Source organism: Xenophilus arseniciresistens (assembly GCF_028023875.1).
Classification (GTDB): domain Bacteria; phylum Pseudomonadota; class Gammaproteobacteria; order Burkholderiales; family Burkholderiaceae_C; genus Xenophilus; species Xenophilus arseniciresistens.
This window is the reverse complement of sequence record NZ_JAQIPB010000001.1, coordinates 322,628-342,997: the sequence shown is the minus strand read 5'-3', so window position 1 is coordinate 342,997 and position 20,370 is coordinate 322,628. Positions and strand designations below refer to the sequence as shown.

Here is a 20,370-nt window from a genome sequence, read left to right as displayed (position 1 = left end):
AGTGTTACTGCGGAACCGGAGGACGTTCTTCAAATAAATAATGGCGCGCTTTTTGGGTGTGTGGCACTCGATTCCATTGCCAAGAAAAGCACCTGCTGCGCCATGTGCGCTGCGCCGTTTGCCCGCCTGCGTCAGGGCTGCGGTTTGAATCAAACGTCAATATTAGTCAACAGGGATTGAAATCATGCCAACTGAAGATTCATCGCAAGGCGGCTGGCGCGCTGCCGGCGCAATTGCCCACGGTAATTACCTGGGCCCCGGCTGGACCGGCGGCGCCTGGGGCGGCAAGTTCAACGTGGCGCCCGCTGACAAGCAGGACCTGATGGGCTTCAGCCATGACTATGCCTATGGCAAGGCAAAGAGCGTCTACGACACGATAGACGCAGACCGCAAGCTGGTCGACAACATGAAGAGCTACCTGAAGGATGGGGTCTACAACGTCGATCCTGCGAACAAGACCTTCCTGGACAAGCTCAGCGACGAGACCTACGGCCGCGGCCTGCTGGCGGCCTTCAATGCCAAGCTTGCGCTGACGCAGGCCGTGACCTTCGCCAAGGATCTTTTTGACGACAACAAGATCAACAAGTCCGTCGGCACCTATACCCCGGGGGCCGCCTTTGCGAAGGCAATGGCGCAGCCCGGCAACTACCCCACCAATACGCACATCACCTACTCCGTCGGCGCCCCGCCCACGGTGACGCAAAAAGCGAACCCGCAGTACGCCTACACAGGCCCTGCGCTCGCCGCAAAGGCCGCTGGGGCCTTGCCCGACTACAGCGGCTTCGACACGCCCTCCGAGACCAATGCTGCCAATCGCCCCTCTCCGGGGGCGGCTGCGCCCTATGCAGGCGCGGCCTTCGGCCAGGCAATGGCCAACCCCAACAACAGCCCCTACGCTTCGCAAGGGGCCCCCTACGCCAATCCGCAGTTCGCCTACACCGGCTCGGCGCTGGCAGCGAAGGCGGCCGGCGCGCTACCGGACTGGAGCGGCTTTGACACGCCCTCGGAGACCAACGCTGCCAACAGGCCTTCGCCGGGCGGCGCGGCAGCGGCGGTGACCAATATCGGTGCCGTGGGCTACGGGGGCTACAAGAGCGAGGCCGCGATGGCGGCCGCCGCGGCACAGGCCGCGCAGGCGTCGTCCGCATCCAAGGGCTGGAGCAGTTCGGGCGGTGTGATGGGCACCGAGGGCGGCGCGAAGTCGGGCAGTGGCGGCAAGTCTTCGTCAGGCAGCTACTCGGGCGGCGGTGGCGGCTGGACCAGTTCGGGCGGCGTGGCCGGTACGGAGGGCGGCGCGAAGTCGGGCAGTGGCGGCAAGTCTTCGTCAGGCAGCTACTCGGGCGGCGGTGGCGGCTGGAGCAGCTCTGGCGGCGTGGCCGGCACCGAGGGCGGCGCGAAGTCGGGCAGTGGCGGCAAGTCTTCGTCAGGCAGCTACTCGGGCGGCGGTGGCGGCTGGAGCAGCTCTGGCGGCGTGGCCGGCACCGAGGGCGGTGCGAAGTCGGGCTCAAGCAGCAGCTCTTCCTCAGGCAAGGGCTCCAGCTCCAGCAAAGGCGGCTCCTCCTCCAGCGGCGGCTACTCTAGCGGCGGCTACGCCAGCGCCGACCGCGGCATGGGCGGCAAGGGCATCGGCAGCCAGCCCGTGCTGCTGGACCTGGCAGGCAACGGCCTGAGCGTCGAGAGCCTGGGCTCATCCTCGCACTTCGTGGACCTCAAGGGCGACGGTCAGGAGCACCGTGCGGCGTGGGCCGGCGAAGGCAACGGCGTGCTGGTTTTCGACGCCGATGCCAACGGCAAGATCAGCCGCTCCAGCGAGATCGTCTTTACCGAATGGGACAAGAGCGAGACCAGCGACCTGCGCGCCCTCAAGAAAGTCTTCGACAGCAATGGCAATGGCCAACTCGACGCCGGCGATGCGCGCTGGGCCGACTTCAAGGTGGCGGTCGGAGACGAACTGGTGTCACTGGATTCGCTGGGCATCAAGTCGATTGACCTGACGCCTACCGGCAGCGGGCAGAGCTTCGAGGACGGGTCGGCCATCACGGGCACGGCCTCCTACACCAAGGCTGACGGCAGCAAGGGCCTGGTCGGTGACGCCACGCTGGCCATGGACGCAAGCGGCTACACCGTCAAGCGCAGCAAGCTGGTGCTGGGCGATGGCTCCACCAGCGAAGACGTGCGCGGCTATCACAAGGACGGCAGCCTGGCCTTTCACCACCAGATCGAAACCAGCGCAGATGGCGCGCACCGGCAGACCCGGTTCGATGACGACGGCAACGGCAGCTTCGACCGCTCGCAGACCGTGGACTCGAGCGTGCTGGCCGACGGCACCCGCAGGCGCGTGGTGGCCGACTTCCATGCCAGCGGCGCCCTGCGCGGCAAGACCACCACCCTGACCAGCGCGGACCTGCGCGTGGTCACGACGCTGATCGACCAGGACGGCGATGGCCGCGACGACCAGAGCCAGGTCTTTGTCACGAACGCCGACGGTTCCACCTCGACGACGTTCAAGAAGCTTGCCGCCAACGGTGCGGTTCTGCAACAGACCGAGACCACCTCGAGCGCAGACGGCCTGCGCAAGACCATCCGTCTTGACGAAACCGGCAGCGGCAGCTTCAACCTGCAGACCAGCGAGGTGACCGTGGTGGCAGCCGACGCCAGTCGCACCCTGACCATCGAGCGAAGAAGCGCCGATGGCAGCCTGATCGGCAGGACCGTCACCATCACCAGCGCCGACGGCCGCACCCAAACCATTGAGCACGACCGCACCGGCAACGGCCAGATCGACGAGCGCGAAGTCTCGGTCACCGGCACCGTGGCCGATGGCTCGGTGGTCAACACCGTCACGTCCTACAACGGCGATGGCACCCTGCGCAGCAAGACCGTGGCCACGACCAGCGGCGACGGCCTGAGCCACACGCTGGCCGAAGATCTCAACAGTGATGGCGTCGCGGACCGCCAGACTTCCAACGTCACGGTGGTGGCGGCCGATGGATCGAGCACACAGACGGTGCAGCAGCGCAGCGCCAGCGGCGCGCTGCTGTCTTCGCAGGTCACGAGCATCAACGCCGACCGATCCAGGACCCTGGTGCGCGAGGACTTCGATGGCGATGGCGCGGACGATCAGATCACGGACACGCAGGTCGCCGCCGATGGCACCAGCCTTGTCACCGTGTCGAACTTCAATCCGAATGGCTCCAGCGTGGGCTTGACCTCGTCCAGCACTTCTGCGGACGGCCTGACCCAGACGGTGCGCGAGGACCTGAGCGGTGATGGCACCATCGATGCCGTCACGACGGACACGACGGTTCTGGACACCGATGGCAGCCGCACCCAGACCGTCAAGCAGTACAGCTCAGGTGGCGCAGAGACCGGGAAGCTGCTGGGCTCGATCAGCACCACCGTGTCGAAGGACGGCCTGAGCAAAACGGTCAGGACCGATGTGGACGGCGACGGCAGCGCCGACCGCATCGGCACGGACATCACCGTGCTGGACAGCAACGGCGCGCAAACGCAGACCGTCACCACCACCAGCGCATCGGGCGTGAGGCTGGACCAGCAGGTCATCACCGTGAGTGCGGACCGCAAGACCACCACCACCGTTGAAGACGCCGATGGTGACGGCGCGGCAGATCGCCAGGGCGTCGTTGTCGAGCACGCCGACGGCAGCAGCACGAAGACGCTGACGCACCTGGCGGCCAATGGCAAGGTCTGGCAACGCGAAACGACCCGCGTGAGTGCTGACGGCCTGACGCAAAGCACCGAGCTCGACCTCAATGGCGACGGCTTGGTCGATGAAGCCACGCATGAGCAGACCGTCATCCATGCCGATGGCAGCCGCACCACCACCACCTCGACCCGGCGCGGCGCCACGACCACCTCCACCACCGTGAGCACGGTCAGCGCCAACGGGCTGGTCAGCACGCTGAGCGAAGATGCCGATGGCGACGGCCTGGCCGAAAGCCGGCAGACCCAGGTTCGGGTTCTTCATGCCGACGGTTCCTCCAGCGTGACGACGACCGACAGCAGCGCCACCGGCGTCACGCGGCACAGCCGCGTGGAGACGACAAGTGCCAATGGCTTGAGCCTGACGGTGCAAAGCGATCTCGACGGCGATGGCAGCGTGGACCGCGTCCTCACCGACGTCAAGCGCCTGAATGCTGACGGGGGGAGCTTGCGGACGATCGAAGAGCGCACGAGCACAGGGCTGCTGCTGTCCAAAACCTACATCTCCACCAGCGCCAATGGCAAGGAAGTGCACACAAGCATCAACAGCGATGGCGATCCAGTGTTCGAGAACGGGCAGTTGGTGGAGCTGGACGACACTGGCGGCATGACGAAGACCGAGGCGTCCTTCGCGGCCGATGTCACCTTGCTCTTCATACGCGAAACGGCCGTTTCGGCCGATGGCCTACAAAGCAGGGTGCGTGAAGACCACAACGGCGACCTTCAGTACGAGCAGACCGTGACCACCGTCACGCAGCTGCATGCCGATGGCAGCCGCACTGAAACGCGCACTCCCACCAACGCCGACGGCAGCCTGGAGGTGGGAACGACCGTCAAGACCATCTCGGGCAACGGCCTGAAACTCACCGAGCAGATCGACCTGACGGGCGACGGTGTGGCCGACCGCACCACGACCACCGAAACCACCCTGGGCGCCGATGGCAGCAGCACGCTCACGGTGCAGACCCAGGCCGCCAACGGCAGCTTGCTGGCCAAGTCCGTGCAGACCGAGGGCGCGAACGGAAGCACGCACACCACCGTGGACGAGAACGGCGATGGCGCGGCCGACCGCGTTGAGCACACCGCTGTGCTGGCCGACGGCAGCAACTCGACCTCCGTCGCCTGGATGGCGCAAGACGGCACCGTGGTCGAGCGCACGACCACCGAAGTCAGCGCCGATGGGCTGACCACCATCACGCGTCTGGATCTGGACGGCGATGGCGTCATCGACGAGGTGACCACCGACAAGACCACCCTGGGTCTGGACGGTTCACGGACTTCGCAACTGAGCCGCCAGGCCGGCTCCGGCAAGGCTCAGTTGCTGGCGCAAACCACCACCAGCGCCAACGGCCTGCACCACACCACCGACCTGTACGACCGCGGCTGGCTCGCAAGTCGAACGGTCGAGGAGAGCACCTACCAGGCCGATGGCTCGGTGACCACCACCACCGCCAGCTTCGCAGGAACCCATGCCGTGCTGGTCAACAAGACCAGCACCACCGTCAGCGCCAATGGCCTTGTCAGCACAAGCCAGACGGACCTCGATGGAGATGGCGACGTTGATCGCACGGCCACCCATCAGGCCGTGCATGCCGATGGCGCGGTCGAGGACACCCTGACCGTGGTGAACGGCGCTGGTGCCAAGGTTTCCGGGTCCGTCACCACCACCAGCGCCGACAAGCGTTTGACCACGGTGAGCGAGGATGCCAACGGCGACGGCCGCGAGGACGCGCGCGTTGTCACGACCGTGGGCGCCGACGACTCGGTCAGCACGGCGACGAGCACCTTCGCCAACGGCCAGGATGCAAGCCGCGCGGCATCGAGCTCGGTCAGCAAGCTCAGCGCCGACGGCCTCACCCTCACCGTTGCCACCGACAGCGATGGCAACGGCAGCACCGATCGCACGAGCGAACAACGCACCGTCGAAGCGGCGGACGGCTCCGTCACGCAGAGCTGGAGCGAGTTCAACGCGCAGGGCGTGCTGACCGAGAAGACCGTCGTAGTCACCAGCGCCGACCAGCTCAGGAAGACCACCACCTGGACGGTCGGCGAAGGCAAGGTGGCTGGCACGAAGCAGGAAGTCACGACCTTGGCTGCCGATGGAGGGGCGAGCACCACGGTGAGCTACACCCAGGGGTCGGGCGCGCTGCGCAGCAAGACGACCACCACCGTGAGCGCCGATGCCAAGACCATGAGCGTGAGCGCAGACATCGACGGCGATGGCGTGCTGGACCAGCAGTTGACGCGCGTGCGCAATGCCGACGGCAGCCTCACGACGACCGCGACCGAGCTGGCTGCCGACGGCGTGAAGGCGGCCGCCCGCAAGGTGGTTGTTGAAAGCGCGAACGAGTTGGACGCGCGCATCGACTACGACACCAATGGCGACGGAGCGGTGGACCACCGCGTCACCGCAACGACGCTGCTGGGCGCCGACGGGTCGATGACCACCACCACTACGCGCTACAGCGGCACGGACCAGGCCCTGGAGCGCACGGTCGAGCACCACTCGGCTGACGCCAAGACCGTCACCGTCAGCTACGACCTCGACGCCGACGGCACGACCGACCAGACCCAGACGCGCTCTACCGCCTTCGGCGCGCAGGCCGGGTATGCAGATGCCAAGACGGAGATCATCGAGAACGCCGTCGGCTCGACCGTGACTTCGCGCTACCTGAGTTCCACCGATGCCGATGGTCAGTCGACGACGCGGCAATGGGACACCGATGGCAACGGCAGCATCGACCAGACCCTGACCGACTCGCTGGCCGTCACCGACCAGGGCACGGTGCAGACCGTGGTGGCTTCGGTCGGCGCCAGCACGATCTTCGAGCAGACCACCCACACCAGCAACGATGGGAAAACGGTCACAACCCAGCACAAGGAAGCCGGCTTCGACAGCAAGACGCACACCCACGCCACGGCCGGGCTGGCCGATGGCTCGACGGTCGTGACCGAGGTCTTCACGAACACCAGCAACGGCGTGGTTCAGAAGCAGGTCACGACCACCCATGCCGATGGTAGCGAGCAGACCATCAGCCGCGACATCGACGGCAATGGCACGGCCGATCAGACCGAGCAGCACACGGTCTTTGTCGATGGCTCGACCCAGACGGTCCTCACCGCGAACAACACCAAGGACAAGGTCATCACCACCACGAGCGCCGACGGCCTCTCGTCCCTGGTTGAATGGGACCGGGGCCTGGATGGCAGCATCGACAAGAAGCGCGTGATTGCCACCAGCATCAACGCCGACGGCAGCCAGGCCAGCTTGGCCACCGACTACAAGCTGGTTGCAGGTGCCGCCGACGTGCGCGTGAGGGTGGCGTCGAACTCAACCAGTGCCGACGGCCGGACGCAGACGCATTCCATCGACACGAACGGCGACGGCGTGTTCGACGAACTGTCCACCACCGTGAGCGACGCCACCGGCGCGGCCCTGACGACCACGACGCGCAATGCAGAGGCCCAGAAGGCCGGGAACCTCGTCGCCGGCCAGGTCTACTGGAAGCAGGCCCTCGCGGCCAAGGTCATCACTTCCGTCAGCAGCAATGGCCTGAGCATGGTCGAACGCTCGGACTACGACGGCGACGGCCGCATGGAAACCACGGCCACCTCGCAAGTGCGCATCGATGGCTCCATGCTCACGTCCTACCTCGAAACCAATGCCAGCGGCGGCGTGACCGCCCAGGGCACGCTCACGACCAGCCAGGACGGGCTCACCCGGGTCCTGAGCAAGGACAGCGACAACAACGGCCGCACCGACCATTGGGAAGAGACCAAGACCTTCATCGACGGCACGGTGGTTCGCAGCACCAAGGACTACAACGCCGACGGCACACTCAAGAGTTCGAGTGCCGAGAACGTGAGCTCGGGCGAGGTCACGCATCGCATCGTGTGGGACGGCGCAGGCGTCAAGACTGAGGAGTACCTTCTCAACAGCAACAAGACGGCAACGCTGACCACCTTCGTAGGCACCGCGGTCAGCGGCGTGCTGAATCTCAGCAAGGACGGACTGGCCACCAGCGCCGTGCTGTACGACCCGGCAAACAAGCAGGCCTGGACCCGTGTCGAGCAGAGCTTCAACACGGCTGGCCAGAAGACGGCCGAGAAGCAATACATGGACGATGGCACGCGGATTGACGTGAGCTTCGATGCCGCGACGGGAAATGCGACCAAGTCAGTGGGTTACGACTCCGTCAATCGCAAGACCTCGGAGGCGAGCTACACCAACGGCGTGCTTGCCACCAACGTGCTGTACGACGCGGCCAGCAAAGAAAGCTGGACCCGCGTGGAGCAGACCTACAACTCGGCTGGCAAGTTGACCGCCGAGAAGCAGTACATGGACGACGCGACGAGGGTCGAGATCGGCTTCGACGCGGCCACCGGCAAGCAGACCAAGTCGGTGGTCTACGACTCGGCCAACCGCAAGACCTCGGAGGCGAGCTACACCAACGGCGTGATTGCCACCAACGTGCTGTACGACGCTGCCAGCACACAAACATGGACTCGGGTGGAGCAGACCTACAACACGGCTGGCCAGAAGACGGCAGAGAAGCAGTTCAAGGACGACGGAAGCCGGATCGACTTGCGCTTTGATCCTCAGAACAGCTACAGCTGGTCGAGCATCGAGACCTACTACGACGCAGCGGGCACCAAGTACTTCGAGTACGAGAAAGCAGACAACGGGAGCTGGAAGAACACCACCTATCAGACCAGCACCTGGAGGACCGAACAGTACTTCTATGCCTCCGGGTCGATGTACCAGGAGGACCAGTATTGGGCGGACGGCACCGTCGGCAGCACCTCGTACGACGTGAACGACGCATTCGACTGGAGCATCATCTCCGGCCTGTACGGCGCGAATGGCGCGCTCTTGTACCAGGCCACGAGAATGGACAACGGCATGTTCTATGAGTACGTGCCTCCCGCGCCGCCGGTCATCCTGGATCTGAACGGCGACCAGCAGATCGACCTGCGGTTGCTGAACCCCGAAACGGGCGACGGCGAAGGCCCGCGTTTTGACTGGAGCGGCGATGGCGTCGGCGATGCCACGGCCTGGGCAGGGCCGCAGGACGGCTTTCTGGCGATCGACCTGGCCGCCGATGGCAGTGCGGGCCCGGACGGCTTCATCGACCAGGCCAGGGAGCTGGCTTTTGCCAGTTGGGTCGACCCCAGCACGCTGTCTGAGGACAGCGATCCCGTGAGCGATCTGGACGGCCTGCGCGAGGTCTTCGATACCAATGGCGACGACGTGCTGGACGCGCACGACGCGCGCTGGACCGAGTTCCGCGTCTGGCGCGACCTGGACCAGGACGGCCAGACCGATGCCGGCGAACTGCAGACGCTGGAGCAGGCCGGCGTTGCGCGCATCGGGCTGGTCTCCAACGCCGAAGGTGCGGTGCGCCATGCCGACGGCTCCGAGACGGTTGGAACGAGCTGGTTCGAAGCTGCGGACGGCGAGCGCCAGCTGGTGGGCGACACCTCTCTGGCCTGGTCGCTTTCGAAAACAGCCGGCGAGAGCGCGCCTGCGGTGTCGGCCGATACCAGCGTCAATGCGCTGATCGCGGCGATGGCCGCATTCGGCGCCAGCAGCCCGGGCGCCGTGAGCCAACCGCCGTCGCAGGCCGGGGTGGGCATGGCCGGACTTGCGGCAGCCAACCCGGCCTATTCGGGTGAACTTGCCGCGACGGCCAATCCCATGCATTGATGGGTCAAGAAGCGCCGGGGCCATCGACCAGGGCGGTGAAAAGGCGAACAGGGAACGGCGCCGCATCGGCGCCGTTCCTTCGCCAGGAAGCAGAAAGACGGGAGAAGGTCTCATGCAGGCAGAAGAGATGACGGCGCTTTCAGGCGCCCAGGAACCGGCCGCGCAGGCCAGCCCGCCCGCTGCGGGCGAGGGGGCGCCCCCTTCGCTGGTGGCGCTTTGCGCGCTCGCACGCTTTCATCAGATCGCGGTCGACGCCTCGCTGCTGGCGCACCAGCTGGGCCTTGCACCTTCCGAGCCCATCGACGCCGCTACGCTGCTGCGTGCGGCCAGGCACCTGGACCTCAAGGCCAAGTCGGTGCGCACCACGGCCGATCGGCTGCCCCACACGCCGCTGCCCGCGCTGGCCGTGCTGCGCAGTGAATCCGGCGAGCAGCGTTTTGTCATCCTGGCCAAGTGCGAAGGCCAGGGCGCCCAGCGCGTGCTGATTCAAGACCCTGCGGCGTCCAGCGGCCGGCCTGTCATCCAGGCCATGGAGGCCTTCGCGAGCCACTGGAGCGGCGAACTCATCCTCATCACCAGCCGCGCGAGCCTCGCGGGCGAGCTCGCCAAATTCGACTTCTCGTGGTTCATTCCCAGCCTGGTCAAGTACAGAAAGCTGCTCGGCGAGGTGCTGCTGATCTCCTTCATCCTGCAGCTGTTCGCGCTGGTCAGCTCGCTGTTCTTCCAGGTCGTCATGGACAAGGTGCTCGTGCACCGCGGCCTGACCACCCTCGACGTGCTGGTCATCGGGCTGCTGGTGGTGGTGGTCTTCGAATCGCTTCTGAGCGGGCTGCGCAGCTACGTTTTCAGCCACACCACCAACCGCATCGACGTCGAGCTGGGCGCAAGGCTGTTCCGCCACCTGGTGCAACTGCCGCTGGCCTACTTCCAGGCCCGGCGTGTCGGCGATTCGGTTGCGCGCGTGCGCGAACTCGAGAGCATCCGCAGCTTCCTCACGGGCAACGCACTCACGGTGCTGCTGGACGTGGTCTTTTCCATCGTCTTCGTGGCCGTCATGCTGCTCTACAGCGTGCCGCTGACCTTGATCGTGCTCGCGAGCATGCCGCTGTACTTCGGCCTGAGCCTGGCGGTGGTGCCCGTGCTGCGCCGGCGGCTGGACGAGAAGTTTGCGCGCGGCGCAGAGAACCAGGCCATGCTGGTCGAGACCGTCAGCGCGATCCAGACCGTCAAGGCCACCGCGCTGGAACCGGCCTTCGGCCGCCGCTGGGACAACCAGCTCGCGGCCTACATCTCGGCCAGCTTCCGCACGCAGAACCTCGCCAGCTGGGCGCACGAAGGCGTCACCCTCATCGGCAAGCTCGTGAACGCCGCCACGCTCTGGTATGGCGCGCACCTGGTGATGGACAACACCCTGACAGTGGGGCAGTTCGTGGCCTTCAACATGTTTGCCCAGCGCGTGTCGCAGCCCATCATGCGCATGGCGCAGCTGTGGACCGATTTCCAGCAGACGGGCATCTCGATGGCCCGGCTGGGCGACATCCTCAACACGCGCACCGAAGCGCCGCCCAGCACCGCTGCGCAACTGCCCGCGCTCAAGGGCCGCGTGACGCTGGACAAGGTCAGCTTCCGCTATCGGCCCGAGGCAGCGCCGGTGCTCAAGGGCGTGAGCCTCGATGTGCGCCCCGGCGAGGTCATTGGCATCGTCGGGCGCTCGGGCTCGGGCAAGAGCACGCTGACCAAGCTCATCCAGCGCCTGTATGTGCCCGAGCAGGGGCGTCTGCTGGTCGATGGCATCGACATCAGCCTGATCGATGCCGCGCAGCTGCGACGGCAGGTGGGCGTGGTGCTGCAGGAGAACACGCTCTTCAACCGCAGCGTGCGCGAGAACATCGCCATCGTCGATCCGGCCGCGCCGCTGGATGCGGTGATGCAGGCCGCGCGGCTTGCAGGCGCCCATGAGTTCATCAGCGAGCTGCCGGAGGGCTACGACACCATGGTGGGCGAGCAGGGGGCCAGCCTGTCGGGTGGGCAGCGCCAGCGCATCGCCATTGCGCGGGCCTTGTTCACGCACCCGCGCATTCTGATCTTCGACGAGGCCACCAGCGCGCTCGACTACGAAAGCGAGGCCATCATCCAGCGCAACATGGCCCATATCTGCAAGGGGCGAACCGTGTTCATCATCGCGCACCGCCTGTCTGCCGTGCGCAAGGCCCACCGGATCGTCGTGATGGACAAGGGGGTGATCGTCGAAGGCGGCACCCACGAGAGCCTGCTGGCGCGCCCCAAGGGCATCTATGCGCACCTGTGGAGCATGCAGGGTGGCGGGCACCCCAGCGAAGGCGCCGACGCAGGAGCCGTCGCATGAAGCGCGAGCTGGCGAGCCAGCAGACGCCTCATCCGACCTGGGCGCTGCTCGGGCGCTACGGCGCCATCCTCAAGGCCGCCTGGACGCACAGGCATGCGCTGGCCGGCCCGCAGCGCCTGGCCGACGAGGCCGCCTTCCTGCCAGCCGCCCTCAGCCTGCAGGACACGCCTGTGCACCCGGCGCCCCGGCGCCTGGCCTATGCGCTGATCGCGCTGTTCATGCTCGCATTGACCTGGGCCATCTTCGGCCAGGTCGACATCGTGGCCGTGGCGCCGGGCAAGATCATCGTGAGCGAGCGCACCAAGATCATCCAGCCACTGGAGCTGAGCGTGGTCCAGCGGGTGCTGGTCCAGGACGGGGACCATGTGGAGGCGGGCCAGGCCCTGGTCGAGCTCGACCCCACGGCAGCCAGTGCCGACAAGGCCAGCATCGACGAGCAGTTGAAGTCCATGCAATCCGAAGTGCTGCGCACGCGCGCGCTGCTGCAGTCGCTCGACGGGATGGCCGGCGCGCGTGCGCCCGGGCTGGACAAGGCGCTGCCTGCTGGCTGGACCACGGCGGACGCCCAGGCCGCCCAGGCGCAGCTGCGCGACGAGTGGAACGACATCATGGCCAAGCTGGCCAGGGCCGCCGCAGAGATCGCGCGCCGGCAGGCCGAGATCGCCACGGTGCGCGAGATGATCGCCAAACTCGAAAGCACCGTGCCCATCGCCAGGCAACGCGAAGCAGACTTTCAGGCGCTGGCCAGGCAGGGCTTCATGTCGAGCCATGCGAACCAGGACCGCACACGCGAGCGCATCGAGCTTGAGCGCGACCTTGCGACGCAGCGCGCGAGGCTGGCCGAAGCCAACGCGACGCTGCGCGAGAGCGAGAACACCCGGGCCGCCTACATCGCCGAAACCAGGCACAGCCTTCGAACGCGCGAAGCGCAGGCTGAGCTCAAGCGTCAGCAAGCCACACAGGATCTGGCCAAGGCCGGGCAGCGCGAGCGCCTGACCACACTCAAGGCGCCGGTGTCCGGCACGGTGCAGCAGCTGGCCACGCACACCGTGGGCGGCGTGGTCACGCAGGCGCAGCCGCTGATGGTGATCGTGCCCGACGGCGCACAGGTCACGGCCGAGGTGACGCTGGAGAACAAGGACATCGGCTTCGTGCACCCGGCGCAGCAGGCGACCATCAAGCTGGAGACCTTTCCCTACACGCGCTATGGCACCGTGGACGCGACCGTCCGGACCGTGACGGCCGATGCGGTCCAGGACGAGAAGCAAGGCGCCATCTTCCCCGTGACGCTCAACCTCCATGCCACCACGCTCGACGTCGACGGCCGGCCGATCAAGCTGAGCCCGGGCATGAACCTCACGGCCGAGATCAAGACCGGCAAGCGACGCGTGATCGAGTTCCTGCTGAGCCCGTTGCAGCGCGCGGGCAGCGAGAGCCTCCGGGAACGATAAGGCGTCTTGACCCGGAGCCGCTTGCGCCCACAAGGCCTCAGTGCGCGAGCAGCTTGTCCAGCGTGACCGGAAAGCTGCGCACCCGCACACCCGTGGCGTTGTAGACCGCATTGGCCACCGCGGCGGCGGCGCCGCACAGGCCCAGCTCGGCAATGCCCTTGGCCTGCAGCGGCGAAGCCATCGGGTCGGGCTCGGGGAGGAACACCACCTCCTGCGAGGGGATGTCGGCATGCACCGGCACCTCGTAGCCGGCCAGGTCGTGGTTGATGAACAGGCCGTGGCGGGTGTCCACCGCCAGCGTCTCCATCAGCGCTGCGCCCACGCCCATGGTCATGGCGCCGATCACCTGGCTGCGCGCCGTGAGCGGGTTCAGGATGCGGCCCGCCGCGCACACCGCCAGCATGCGGCGCACGCGGATCTCGCGCGTGTGCACATGCACCGCCACCTCCACGAAATGCGCGCCGAAGGTGGAGTGCTGCCACTGCTGCGACAGCGACTTGTCGTAGTCGATGCCGTCTTCGGCAACGATGGCGCCGTCGGGCCCGACCGCGTCTTCGATCGGCAGCCTTCGCCCTTGCGAGCAGGCGCAGCCGTCCTTGAAATCGGTGTGCAGCGGGTCGAGCCCGAGCTTGCGCGCGAGGGTTTCGCGCAGCTTCATGCAGGCGGCATAGACGCCGCCCGTGGCATTGGCCGCGCCGAACTGGCCGCCCGAGCCGGCCGACACCGGCCAGTCCGAATCGCCCAGCTTGACCTCGACGCGCGCCAGCGGCAGCCCGAGCAGGTCCGCCGCCGTCTGGGCCAGGATGGTGTAGCTGCCGGTGCCGATGTCGGTCATGTCGGTCTGCACCGTCAGGCGGCCCTCGGCATCCAGCCGCACGCGCGCGGCGGATTTCATCATCAGGTGGTTGCGGAAGGCCGCCGCCATGCCCAGCCCGATGGCCCACTCGCCCTCGCGCACGGCGCCGGGGCGGGCCACGCGCTGGTGCCAGCCGAAACGCCCCGCGCCCTCGCGCAGGCAGTCGGCCAGCCGGCGCTGCGTGAAGCGGCGCTGCGGATGCTCGGGGTCGACGTCGGTGTCATTGCGCAGCCGCAGTTCCACCGGGTCCATGTCCAGCCTTTGGGCCAGCTCGTCCATGGCGACTTCCAGCGCCATCATGCCCGGCGCCTCGCCGGGCGCGCGCATGGAATTGCCTTCGGGCAGATCGAGCTGCGCGAGGTACATGGCCGTGCGGCGGTTGGCACCCGCATACAGCAGCCGCGTCTGGTTGACGGCGGTCTCGGGCTGGCCGCCAGGCTGGTCGCCCGACCAGCTCTCATGCGCGATGGCCGTGAGCCGGCCATCGCGCTGCGCGCCCAGGCGCACGCGCTGGATCGTGGCCGGCCGGTGCGTGGTGTTGTTGATCACCAGGGGCCGTTGCAGCGCCAGCTTGACTGGCCGCCCCGCGGCGCGCGCACCCAGCGCCGCCAGCAGCGCGTCGGCGCGCAGGAAGAGCTTGCCGCCGAAGCCGCCGCCGATGAAGGGCGAGCGCACGTGCACCTTGTGCTTGGGCAGGCCCAGCGTCTGCGCGAGGTCGGTGCGGCACCAGTCCACCATCTGGGTGGAGGTCCAGACGGTGAGCGCATCGCCGTGCCACGCGGCCAGCGTGGCATGCGGCTCCATCATCGCGTGCGACTCGTCGGACGTGCAGTAGCTGGCATCGATGCGGACCTCGGCCTGCGCGAATGCGCCGTCGAAATCGCCCACCTCGGAAAGCGCGCCCTCACCGGCCAGCGGGGCATCGGCACGCGCCTGGGCCAGGTCGAAGCGGCCGGGCTCGGCCTCGTAGCGCACGTCGATCAGCGCGGCCGCGGCGCGCGCCTGTTCCAGCGTGCCTGCCATCACCACGGCGATGGCCTGGTGGTAGTGCGCGATGGCGGGGCCGCCGAGCAGCCGCGCCGTGTTGCGCGAGGCCTTGTGCAGCGGCCCGGCGCTGTCGGCCGTGACGATGGCCAGCACGCCCGGCGCGGCGCGCGCGGCCTCGAGGTCCATGTGGGCGATGCGCCCCTTGGCGATGCCGGCGCCCAGCACCCAGCCGAAGGCGGCATCGGGCGCTTCCTCCTGCCATTCGCCGGCATAGGGCGCGCTGCCGGTGGCCTTCCTGGCGCCATCCACGCGCTCGGTGGGCTGGCCCAGGTGCTGCAGCGCTGCATCGGGCAGGACGGTGTCGTGGGCATCGAACTTCATGCGTGCAGCTCCCCGGCCTGCGCAAGCGCGGCGGCCAGCACGCGCGGCGCCAGTGCCAGCTTGAAGGCGTTGTCGGGCTGCGGCGTGGCGCCGGCCAGCAACCTGTCCATCACGGCCTGCGGGCCATGGGGCAGCTCGGCGTCGGCTTCGCTCCGGCGCCAGGGCTGGTGCGCCACGCCGCCCAGCGCCACGCGGCCGCTGCCGTCGGGCCAGGTGATGGCCGCCACCGAGACCAGCGCGAAGGCATAGGAGGCGCGGTCGCGCACCTTGTAGTAGAGCTGCCGGCCGCCCACGGGCGCCGGCAATGTCACGGCCGTGATCAGCTCGGCGGGCGCGAGCACCGTTTCGCGCCCGGGGGCCTGCGCCGGCTGGCGGTAGAAGTCCGCGATCGGAATCGTGCGGCGCGCGCCGCCGGGCTGCACGGTTTCGATGCGCGCGTCCAGCACCCGAAGTGCCACGGGCATGTCGCCCGGATGCGTGGCGATGCACTGGTCGCTGCCGCCGATCACGGCCAGGTGCCGGCTGTGCCCGCCGATGGCGCCGCACCCGCTGCCGGGCCGGCGCTTGTTGCAGGGCATGGCCGTGTCGTAGAAATACGGGCAGCGCGTGCGCTGCAGCAGGTTGCCCGCCGCAGTGGCCTTGTTGCGGATCTGGCCCGACGCGCCGGCCAGCAGCGCGCGCGCGAGCACGCCGTAGTCGCGGCGCACGCGCGCATCGGCCGCCAGGTCGGTGTTGCGCACCAGCGCGCCGATGCGCAGGCCGCCGTCGTCGGTGGCGGTGATTCGGTTCAGGCCCAGTGCATTGAGGTCGATCAGGCGCGCGGGCGTTTCCACCTGCAGCTTCATCAGGTCCAGCAGATTGGTGCCGCCCGCGATGAAGCGGGCGCCCGGTGCGCGGGCCATGGCGTCCACGGCGGCTTCGACGCTGCGGGCGCGTTCGTAGTGGAAGGGCTTCATCGCGAGGCCTCCGCCGCGTCGGCGATCGCGGCCTGGATGTTGCTGTAGGCGCCGCAGCGGCAGAGGTTGCCGCTCATGCGCTCGCGCATTTCTTCCGGCGAGCGCAGGGGCTGCGCCTGCAGGTCGGGCGTGGCGTGGCTGGGCACGCCTTCGCGCAGCTCGCGCAGCGCGCCCACGGCCGAGCAGATCTGCCCCGGCGTGCAATAGCCGCACTGGAAGCCATCGTGGCGCACGAAGGCGGCCTGCATCGGATGCATCTGTGCGGGTGTGCCCAGGCCTTCGATGGTCGTGACTTCGCTGCCTTCGTGCATCACGGCCAGGCTCAGGCAGGTGTTGATGCGGCGGCCGTCCACCAGGGCCGTGCAGGCGCCGCACTGGCCATGGTCACAGCCTTTCTTGGTGCCCCACAGCTGCAGGTGCTCGCGCAGCGCGTCCAGCAGCGTGGTGCGGGTGTCCAGCTTCAGCGTGCGCGGCCGGCCGTTGACCACCAGGCGGACCTGGAAGGAGGGCGGCGAGTCATCGACCGGCGTGCCTGTGGATGTGGGTCGGGAATCCTGATGGAGGGAGAGATCGTGGGTGGGCATGGGGGCTCCGCGCGGGTCCGGGGATGCAGGCGAAAAGGCACGGCGGCGCACCGCTTCTTGGGCGGCCTGTGCTTGTCGTGGCCTGGCTGCAATGGTGAAGCCGCTGCGGTGCGCGCTTGCGGGCAGAAGGCCGCTGCGGGCGTGGGCCTTGGCTGACAGCGCGGCGCCCGGATTCAGCGCAGCGCCTGCTCGTCGATCAGGATGCGGTGGATCTGGATGCGCTGCGGCAGCTCCATCAGCAGCTCTTCGTCGCGCGCCAGGTGATGAACCTGCGTGGGCGAGCCCCGGGTGAATGCGCTCATGGCCTCGAAGTCGGGCCAGTACGAGATCGTGGTGAACCAGGTTTCATGCTCCCGGTCTTCCCTGAACAGCTGCACGCCGAGGGCCGTCTTGCGCAGCGGCGGAATGCCTTCGCTGCGCACATAGGCTTCATAGGTGTACGCCAGGTCGCGGCGGGTGCGTCCGCGCCAGATGCGCGCGATGCGGGCGGGTGTGGCCATGAGGTGGCTCCTTGCATCAAAAGGCTGCCGCGGGCGCAACGGCAGCTTGGGGTGCGCCGGGCCTCAGCCCGGCAGGCGGCGCGCCTGCGCCAGCATGTCGCCGCGCGCCTTGTGCAGTTCGGCCGCCCACTGGCGAACGCGTTCGTTCTCTCCGCGCTCGTCGCCGTCGTGCAGCGACTTGCGTTCCTCTTCCAGCCATTCGACGGCCAGCGCCTTGTACTGCGCCTGCAGCGCGCTGCCGCGGGCCTGGGCCAGGGCGCGCAGGCGCTGGTCGGCCAGGTCCGACATGTCCATCGGGATCGTGTTGCCAAGCGCTTGCGAGAGCGTTTTCAGGCGACCGAAGGCCTGGTCCGACTGCTCGCTCAGCGCGCTTGCGAAGCGCCGGCCTTCGCCGGCAGGCAATTGCTTGCGCCCAATTTCGCCGAGCTGGCGCATGCGGATGACCAGCGGCGCCACGCCCCGCATGAAGATGCGGTCGCTGTCGCTCAGCCGGGCGTCGCGCACGCCCTGGGCGGCCTCGGTGGGCGAGGGCGGTTGCGCCTGGGCCCAGGCGGCCGGCGCGCAGGCGATGGCTGCGGCCAGGATGAAGGGAGCGAAGGGGCGGGCGGGCGAAAAAAACTTCATGCACAGGTTCCTGGATGGCGCAGGCGCGGGCCGGCGGGCGCGTGCCTGGTTCTGTGCTGCAGTCTGTGGCGCCCTGCGCCCGGCCGGTGTAGCGCGGCGACCTTCGTGCCTGTCAGGCAAGGACTATGTGGTGCTCGCGGGATGATGCGGGCCGTGTGCCGGGGCCGCGGGCCGGGTCGGCACAGGCGCTGCGCGCCGCGTGAACGCAAGGCGTGCATGCACCAAGCCGGCCGGCACCGCCGCCAGCACGGCATAGCCAAGGGCCAGGGCCATGCCCAGGCCCGCGGCACGAAGAGCGTCCGGCCCCTGCGCAGCGCCCGTGCCCACGGTGGCGACCAGGTCGGGCAGGAAGCGCGAGGACCAGCCCGCGAGCAGGAACAGCGCGGCGCCGGCCGGCAGCGCCACGCCTGCATGGTGCACGGCCAGCGCGGCCCGGCTGCAGAAGGGCCGGCGGTGGTGGCGCTGGTTGGTGGCCAGCATGGCCAGGCCGTGCCCCAGGGCCACCAGCACCGGCAGCGCCATCCAGAAGCGCGGATGGTCGCTGCGGGCGTCGATGGCCAGCAGGCTGCACACCAGCACGAAGGCCGGTGCGCAGAGGGTGCCCGCCACGAAGGAGGCCAGCTGCCACAGCCACCACGGGCTGCGCCAATCCAGAGGAACGGCCGCCTCCTGCGCCGTGGGCAGGGGCCGTGGAGTGGGGCGGTGGGGCGCTTTGCCGGTCATGCAGACAGGACGTATGGCGTGCGGCGAATCCGCAGTCCGATGTGTGTCCGGATGCGCGCAGGCCCCGGCTGCGCGGCTGTCAAGCTGCTGTCACGGGGCCTTGTCAGCATCGCGCCGTCATCATGGCGGCCTTCCCTTGTTGTTTCGCGCGCAATCCCCGCTCCTGCTCCCGTGGCCCGAAGGCCAGGTGCGAGCCCGCGCGCGCCTTCGCGCCGTCGGCGCGCCGCGTCGCGGTGCGGCAGCGCGGCATTAGGGCAGGTGCGCGTCGCGCCCTGTGGCTGGCAGGTGCGGCGATGGCCCCCTGGGCGCCGGGCTCGGTGGCGCAGCCGATGGACACCGACGCCGCCACCGTGGCCGCGCCGGCGCATGGCGCCTTCGATGAACAACAGATCCGCTTCGCCTTCGACATCCAGGCACAGCCGCTGGACGAAGCACTGCAGCACTATGCCGGCATCACGCGCCGCAGCGCGGTGTTTCGCAGCGCCCTGGTGGCGGGCCGCAGTGCCGCCGCCGTGCGCGGCACCTACACGGCCGAAGAAGCGCTGCTGCTGATGTTGCAGGGCACCGGCCTGGCGGTGGACCGCGTGAAGTCGGGCGAGGTGCAGGCCTTCGTGCTGCGGCCAGCCGATGCCGCCGCGGCCGGCGCCGCTGCCCAGGCCGCGCCGCAGCTTGCGCCGGAGGGCAGCAGGCGCAGCGACTATGAAGCGCGCATGCAGCAGGCCATCTGGCGCACGCTGTGCGCCCATGCGCTGACGGCGCCGGGCGAGTACCGCGCGCTGCTGCGCTTCAACGTGGACGCCACGGGCAAGCTGGGCCAGGCGCAACTGCTCTCCTCCACCGGCCAGGCCCGGCGCGATGCCGCCCTGCTGGGCCTGATGCAGCGCGTGCAGGTGGGCGCGCCGCCGCCGGACCTGGTGCAGCCCATCACGCTGCTGCTGCTGCCGCGCAGCGCAGTGGCGGGCCGTGCATGCCCGCAGGGTGCAACGCCGTGATGCGCGGTGCGCAGCCTGTGCTGCTGGATCATCTGGTCAAGGGCTATGACCAGCTCAAGCGGCGCCTGAGCCGGCGCCTGGGCAGCGAGGAGCTGGCCGGTGACGCGCTGCAGGACACCTGGCTGCGCCTGCAGCGGCTGGAGGACCAGGCGCCGGTGCTCAATCCGCAGGCCTTCCTGCTGCGCATGGCCGTCAACATCGCGGTGGACCAGCAGCGCAGCCACAGCCGCGCCGTGCCCGTCTCGGAGGCCGAGGCGCTGCTGGAAGTGGTGGACCCCGCGCCCGGCCCCGAGGCCATCGCCCAGTCGCGCTCGGAGGCGCAGGCGCTGGCGCGCGTGGTCGAGCGCCTGCCGCGCCGCCGCCGCGAGATCCTCATGATGGTGCGCTGGGAAGGGCTGCCGCAGAAGGAAGTGGCGCAAAAGCTCGGCGTTTCGCTGCGCACGGTGGAGCACGAACTGCGGCGTGCCCATGACTTCTGCGCTGCGCACATGACAGGCATGCGTGACGAATGAAAAAAAGTT

The 20,370-nt window shown here is 68.4% G+C and carries 11 protein-coding genes; 5 read left to right on the top strand and 6 right to left on the bottom strand.

What is annotated here, in order from left to right; genetic code table 11:
• The first annotated feature begins 184 nt into the window (after positions 1–184).
• The 3 genes from PGB34_RS01425 (at position 185) to PGB34_RS01415 (ending at position 13,246) form a co-directional block, all read left to right on the top strand.
• On the top strand, positions 185–9,430 hold the full coding sequence (locus tag PGB34_RS01425; protein ID WP_271426283.1) for a beta strand repeat-containing protein: 9,246 nt from the start codon (positions 185–187) through the stop codon (positions 9,428–9,430).
• Between the two features lie 112 nt (positions 9,431–9,542).
• Complete coding sequence (locus tag PGB34_RS01420; RefSeq protein WP_271426282.1) at positions 9,543–11,795, top strand: type I secretion system permease/ATPase; 2,253 nt, start codon at positions 9,543–9,545, stop codon at positions 11,793–11,795.
• A complete protein-coding gene (locus tag PGB34_RS01415) occupies positions 11,792–13,246 on the top strand; it encodes an HlyD family type I secretion periplasmic adaptor subunit (RefSeq protein ID WP_271426281.1) in 1,455 nt (484 codons plus the stop codon). Before PGB34_RS01420 ends, PGB34_RS01415 begins: the two co-directional genes overlap by 4 nt.
• Positions 13,247–13,283: 37 nt before the next feature.
• Here the strand turns inward: PGB34_RS01415 and paoC are convergent, their stop codons facing one another.
• The 6 genes from paoC to PGB34_RS01385 form a co-directional block, all read right to left on the bottom strand.
• A complete protein-coding gene (gene paoC, locus PGB34_RS01410; protein ID WP_271426280.1) occupies positions 13,284–15,470 on the bottom strand; it encodes an aldehyde oxidoreductase molybdenum-binding subunit PaoC in 2,187 nt (728 codons plus the stop codon).
• Positions 15,467–16,426, bottom strand: a complete 960-nt coding sequence (locus tag PGB34_RS01405; protein WP_271426279.1) for an FAD binding domain-containing protein — start codon at positions 16,424–16,426, stop codon at positions 15,467–15,469. The genes paoC and PGB34_RS01405 overlap by 4 nt, the downstream gene beginning before the upstream one ends.
• Complete coding sequence (gene paoA, locus PGB34_RS01400; protein ID WP_271426278.1) at positions 16,423–17,010, bottom strand: aldehyde dehydrogenase iron-sulfur subunit PaoA; 588 nt, start codon at positions 17,008–17,010, stop codon at positions 16,423–16,425. The genes PGB34_RS01405 and paoA overlap by 4 nt, the downstream gene beginning before the upstream one ends.
• A gap of 173 nt (positions 17,011–17,183) precedes the next feature.
• Positions 17,184–17,510 carry a hypothetical protein gene (locus PGB34_RS01395; protein ID WP_271426277.1) on the bottom strand — a complete coding sequence of 109 codons (327 nt, stop codon included), beginning with the start codon at positions 17,508–17,510 and terminating at the stop codon, positions 17,184–17,186.
• 63 nt (positions 17,511–17,573) lie between these two features.
• On the bottom strand, positions 17,574–18,134 hold the full coding sequence (locus tag PGB34_RS01390) for a DUF4142 domain-containing protein (RefSeq protein ID WP_271426276.1): 561 nt from the start codon (positions 18,132–18,134) through the stop codon (positions 17,574–17,576).
• A gap of 123 nt (positions 18,135–18,257) precedes the next feature.
• Complete coding sequence (locus PGB34_RS01385; RefSeq protein WP_271426275.1) at positions 18,258–18,857, bottom strand: hypothetical protein; 600 nt, start codon at positions 18,855–18,857, stop codon at positions 18,258–18,260.
• A gap of 293 nt (positions 18,858–19,150) precedes the next feature.
• Here PGB34_RS01385 and PGB34_RS01380 point away from each other — a divergent pair, with 293 nt between their 5' ends.
• Together PGB34_RS01380 and PGB34_RS01375 are read left to right on the top strand one after the other, a co-directional pair.
• Positions 19,151–19,849 (top strand): TonB family protein, encoded by a 699-nt coding sequence (locus tag PGB34_RS01380; RefSeq protein ID WP_271426274.1) that lies wholly within the window; start codon positions 19,151–19,153, stop codon positions 19,847–19,849.
• On the top strand, positions 19,825–20,361 hold the full coding sequence (locus PGB34_RS01375; protein WP_271426273.1) for an RNA polymerase sigma factor: 537 nt from the start codon (positions 19,825–19,827) through the stop codon (positions 20,359–20,361). The genes PGB34_RS01380 and PGB34_RS01375 overlap by 25 nt, the downstream gene beginning before the upstream one ends.
• Positions 20,362–20,370 lie beyond the last annotated feature (9 nt).

What these genes read in the sequence shown, in the direction of transcription:
- PGB34_RS01425 (WP_271426283.1), top strand. Translation starts at nt 185, where the DNA reads ATGCCAACTGAAGATTCATCGCAAGGCGGCTGGCGCGCTGCCGGCGCA.
- PGB34_RS01420 (WP_271426282.1), top strand. Translation starts at nt 9,543, where the DNA reads ATGCAGGCAGAAGAGATGACGGCGCTTTCAGGCGCCCAGGAACCGGCC.
- PGB34_RS01415 (WP_271426281.1), top strand. Translation starts at nt 11,792, where the DNA reads ATGAAGCGCGAGCTGGCGAGCCAGCAGACGCCTCATCCGACCTGGGCG.
- paoC (WP_271426280.1), bottom strand. Translation starts at nt 15,470, where the DNA reads ATGAAGTTCGATGCCCACGACACCGTCCTGCCCGATGCAGCGCTGCAG.
- PGB34_RS01405 (WP_271426279.1), bottom strand. Translation starts at nt 16,426, where the DNA reads ATGAAGCCCTTCCACTACGAACGCGCCCGCAGCGTCGAAGCCGCCGTG.
- paoA (WP_271426278.1), bottom strand. Translation starts at nt 17,010, where the DNA reads ATGCCCACCCACGATCTCTCCCTCCATCAGGATTCCCGACCCACATCC.
- PGB34_RS01395 (WP_271426277.1), bottom strand. Translation starts at nt 17,510, where the DNA reads ATGGCCACACCCGCCCGCATCGCGCGCATCTGGCGCGGACGCACCCGC.
- PGB34_RS01390 (WP_271426276.1), bottom strand. Translation starts at nt 18,134, where the DNA reads ATGAAGTTTTTTTCGCCCGCCCGCCCCTTCGCTCCCTTCATCCTGGCC.
- PGB34_RS01385 (WP_271426275.1), bottom strand. Translation starts at nt 18,857, where the DNA reads ATGACCGGCAAAGCGCCCCACCGCCCCACTCCACGGCCCCTGCCCACG.
- PGB34_RS01380 (WP_271426274.1), top strand. Translation starts at nt 19,151, where the DNA reads ATGGCCCCCTGGGCGCCGGGCTCGGTGGCGCAGCCGATGGACACCGAC.
- PGB34_RS01375 (WP_271426273.1), top strand. Translation starts at nt 19,825, where the DNA reads ATGCCCGCAGGGTGCAACGCCGTGATGCGCGGTGCGCAGCCTGTGCTG.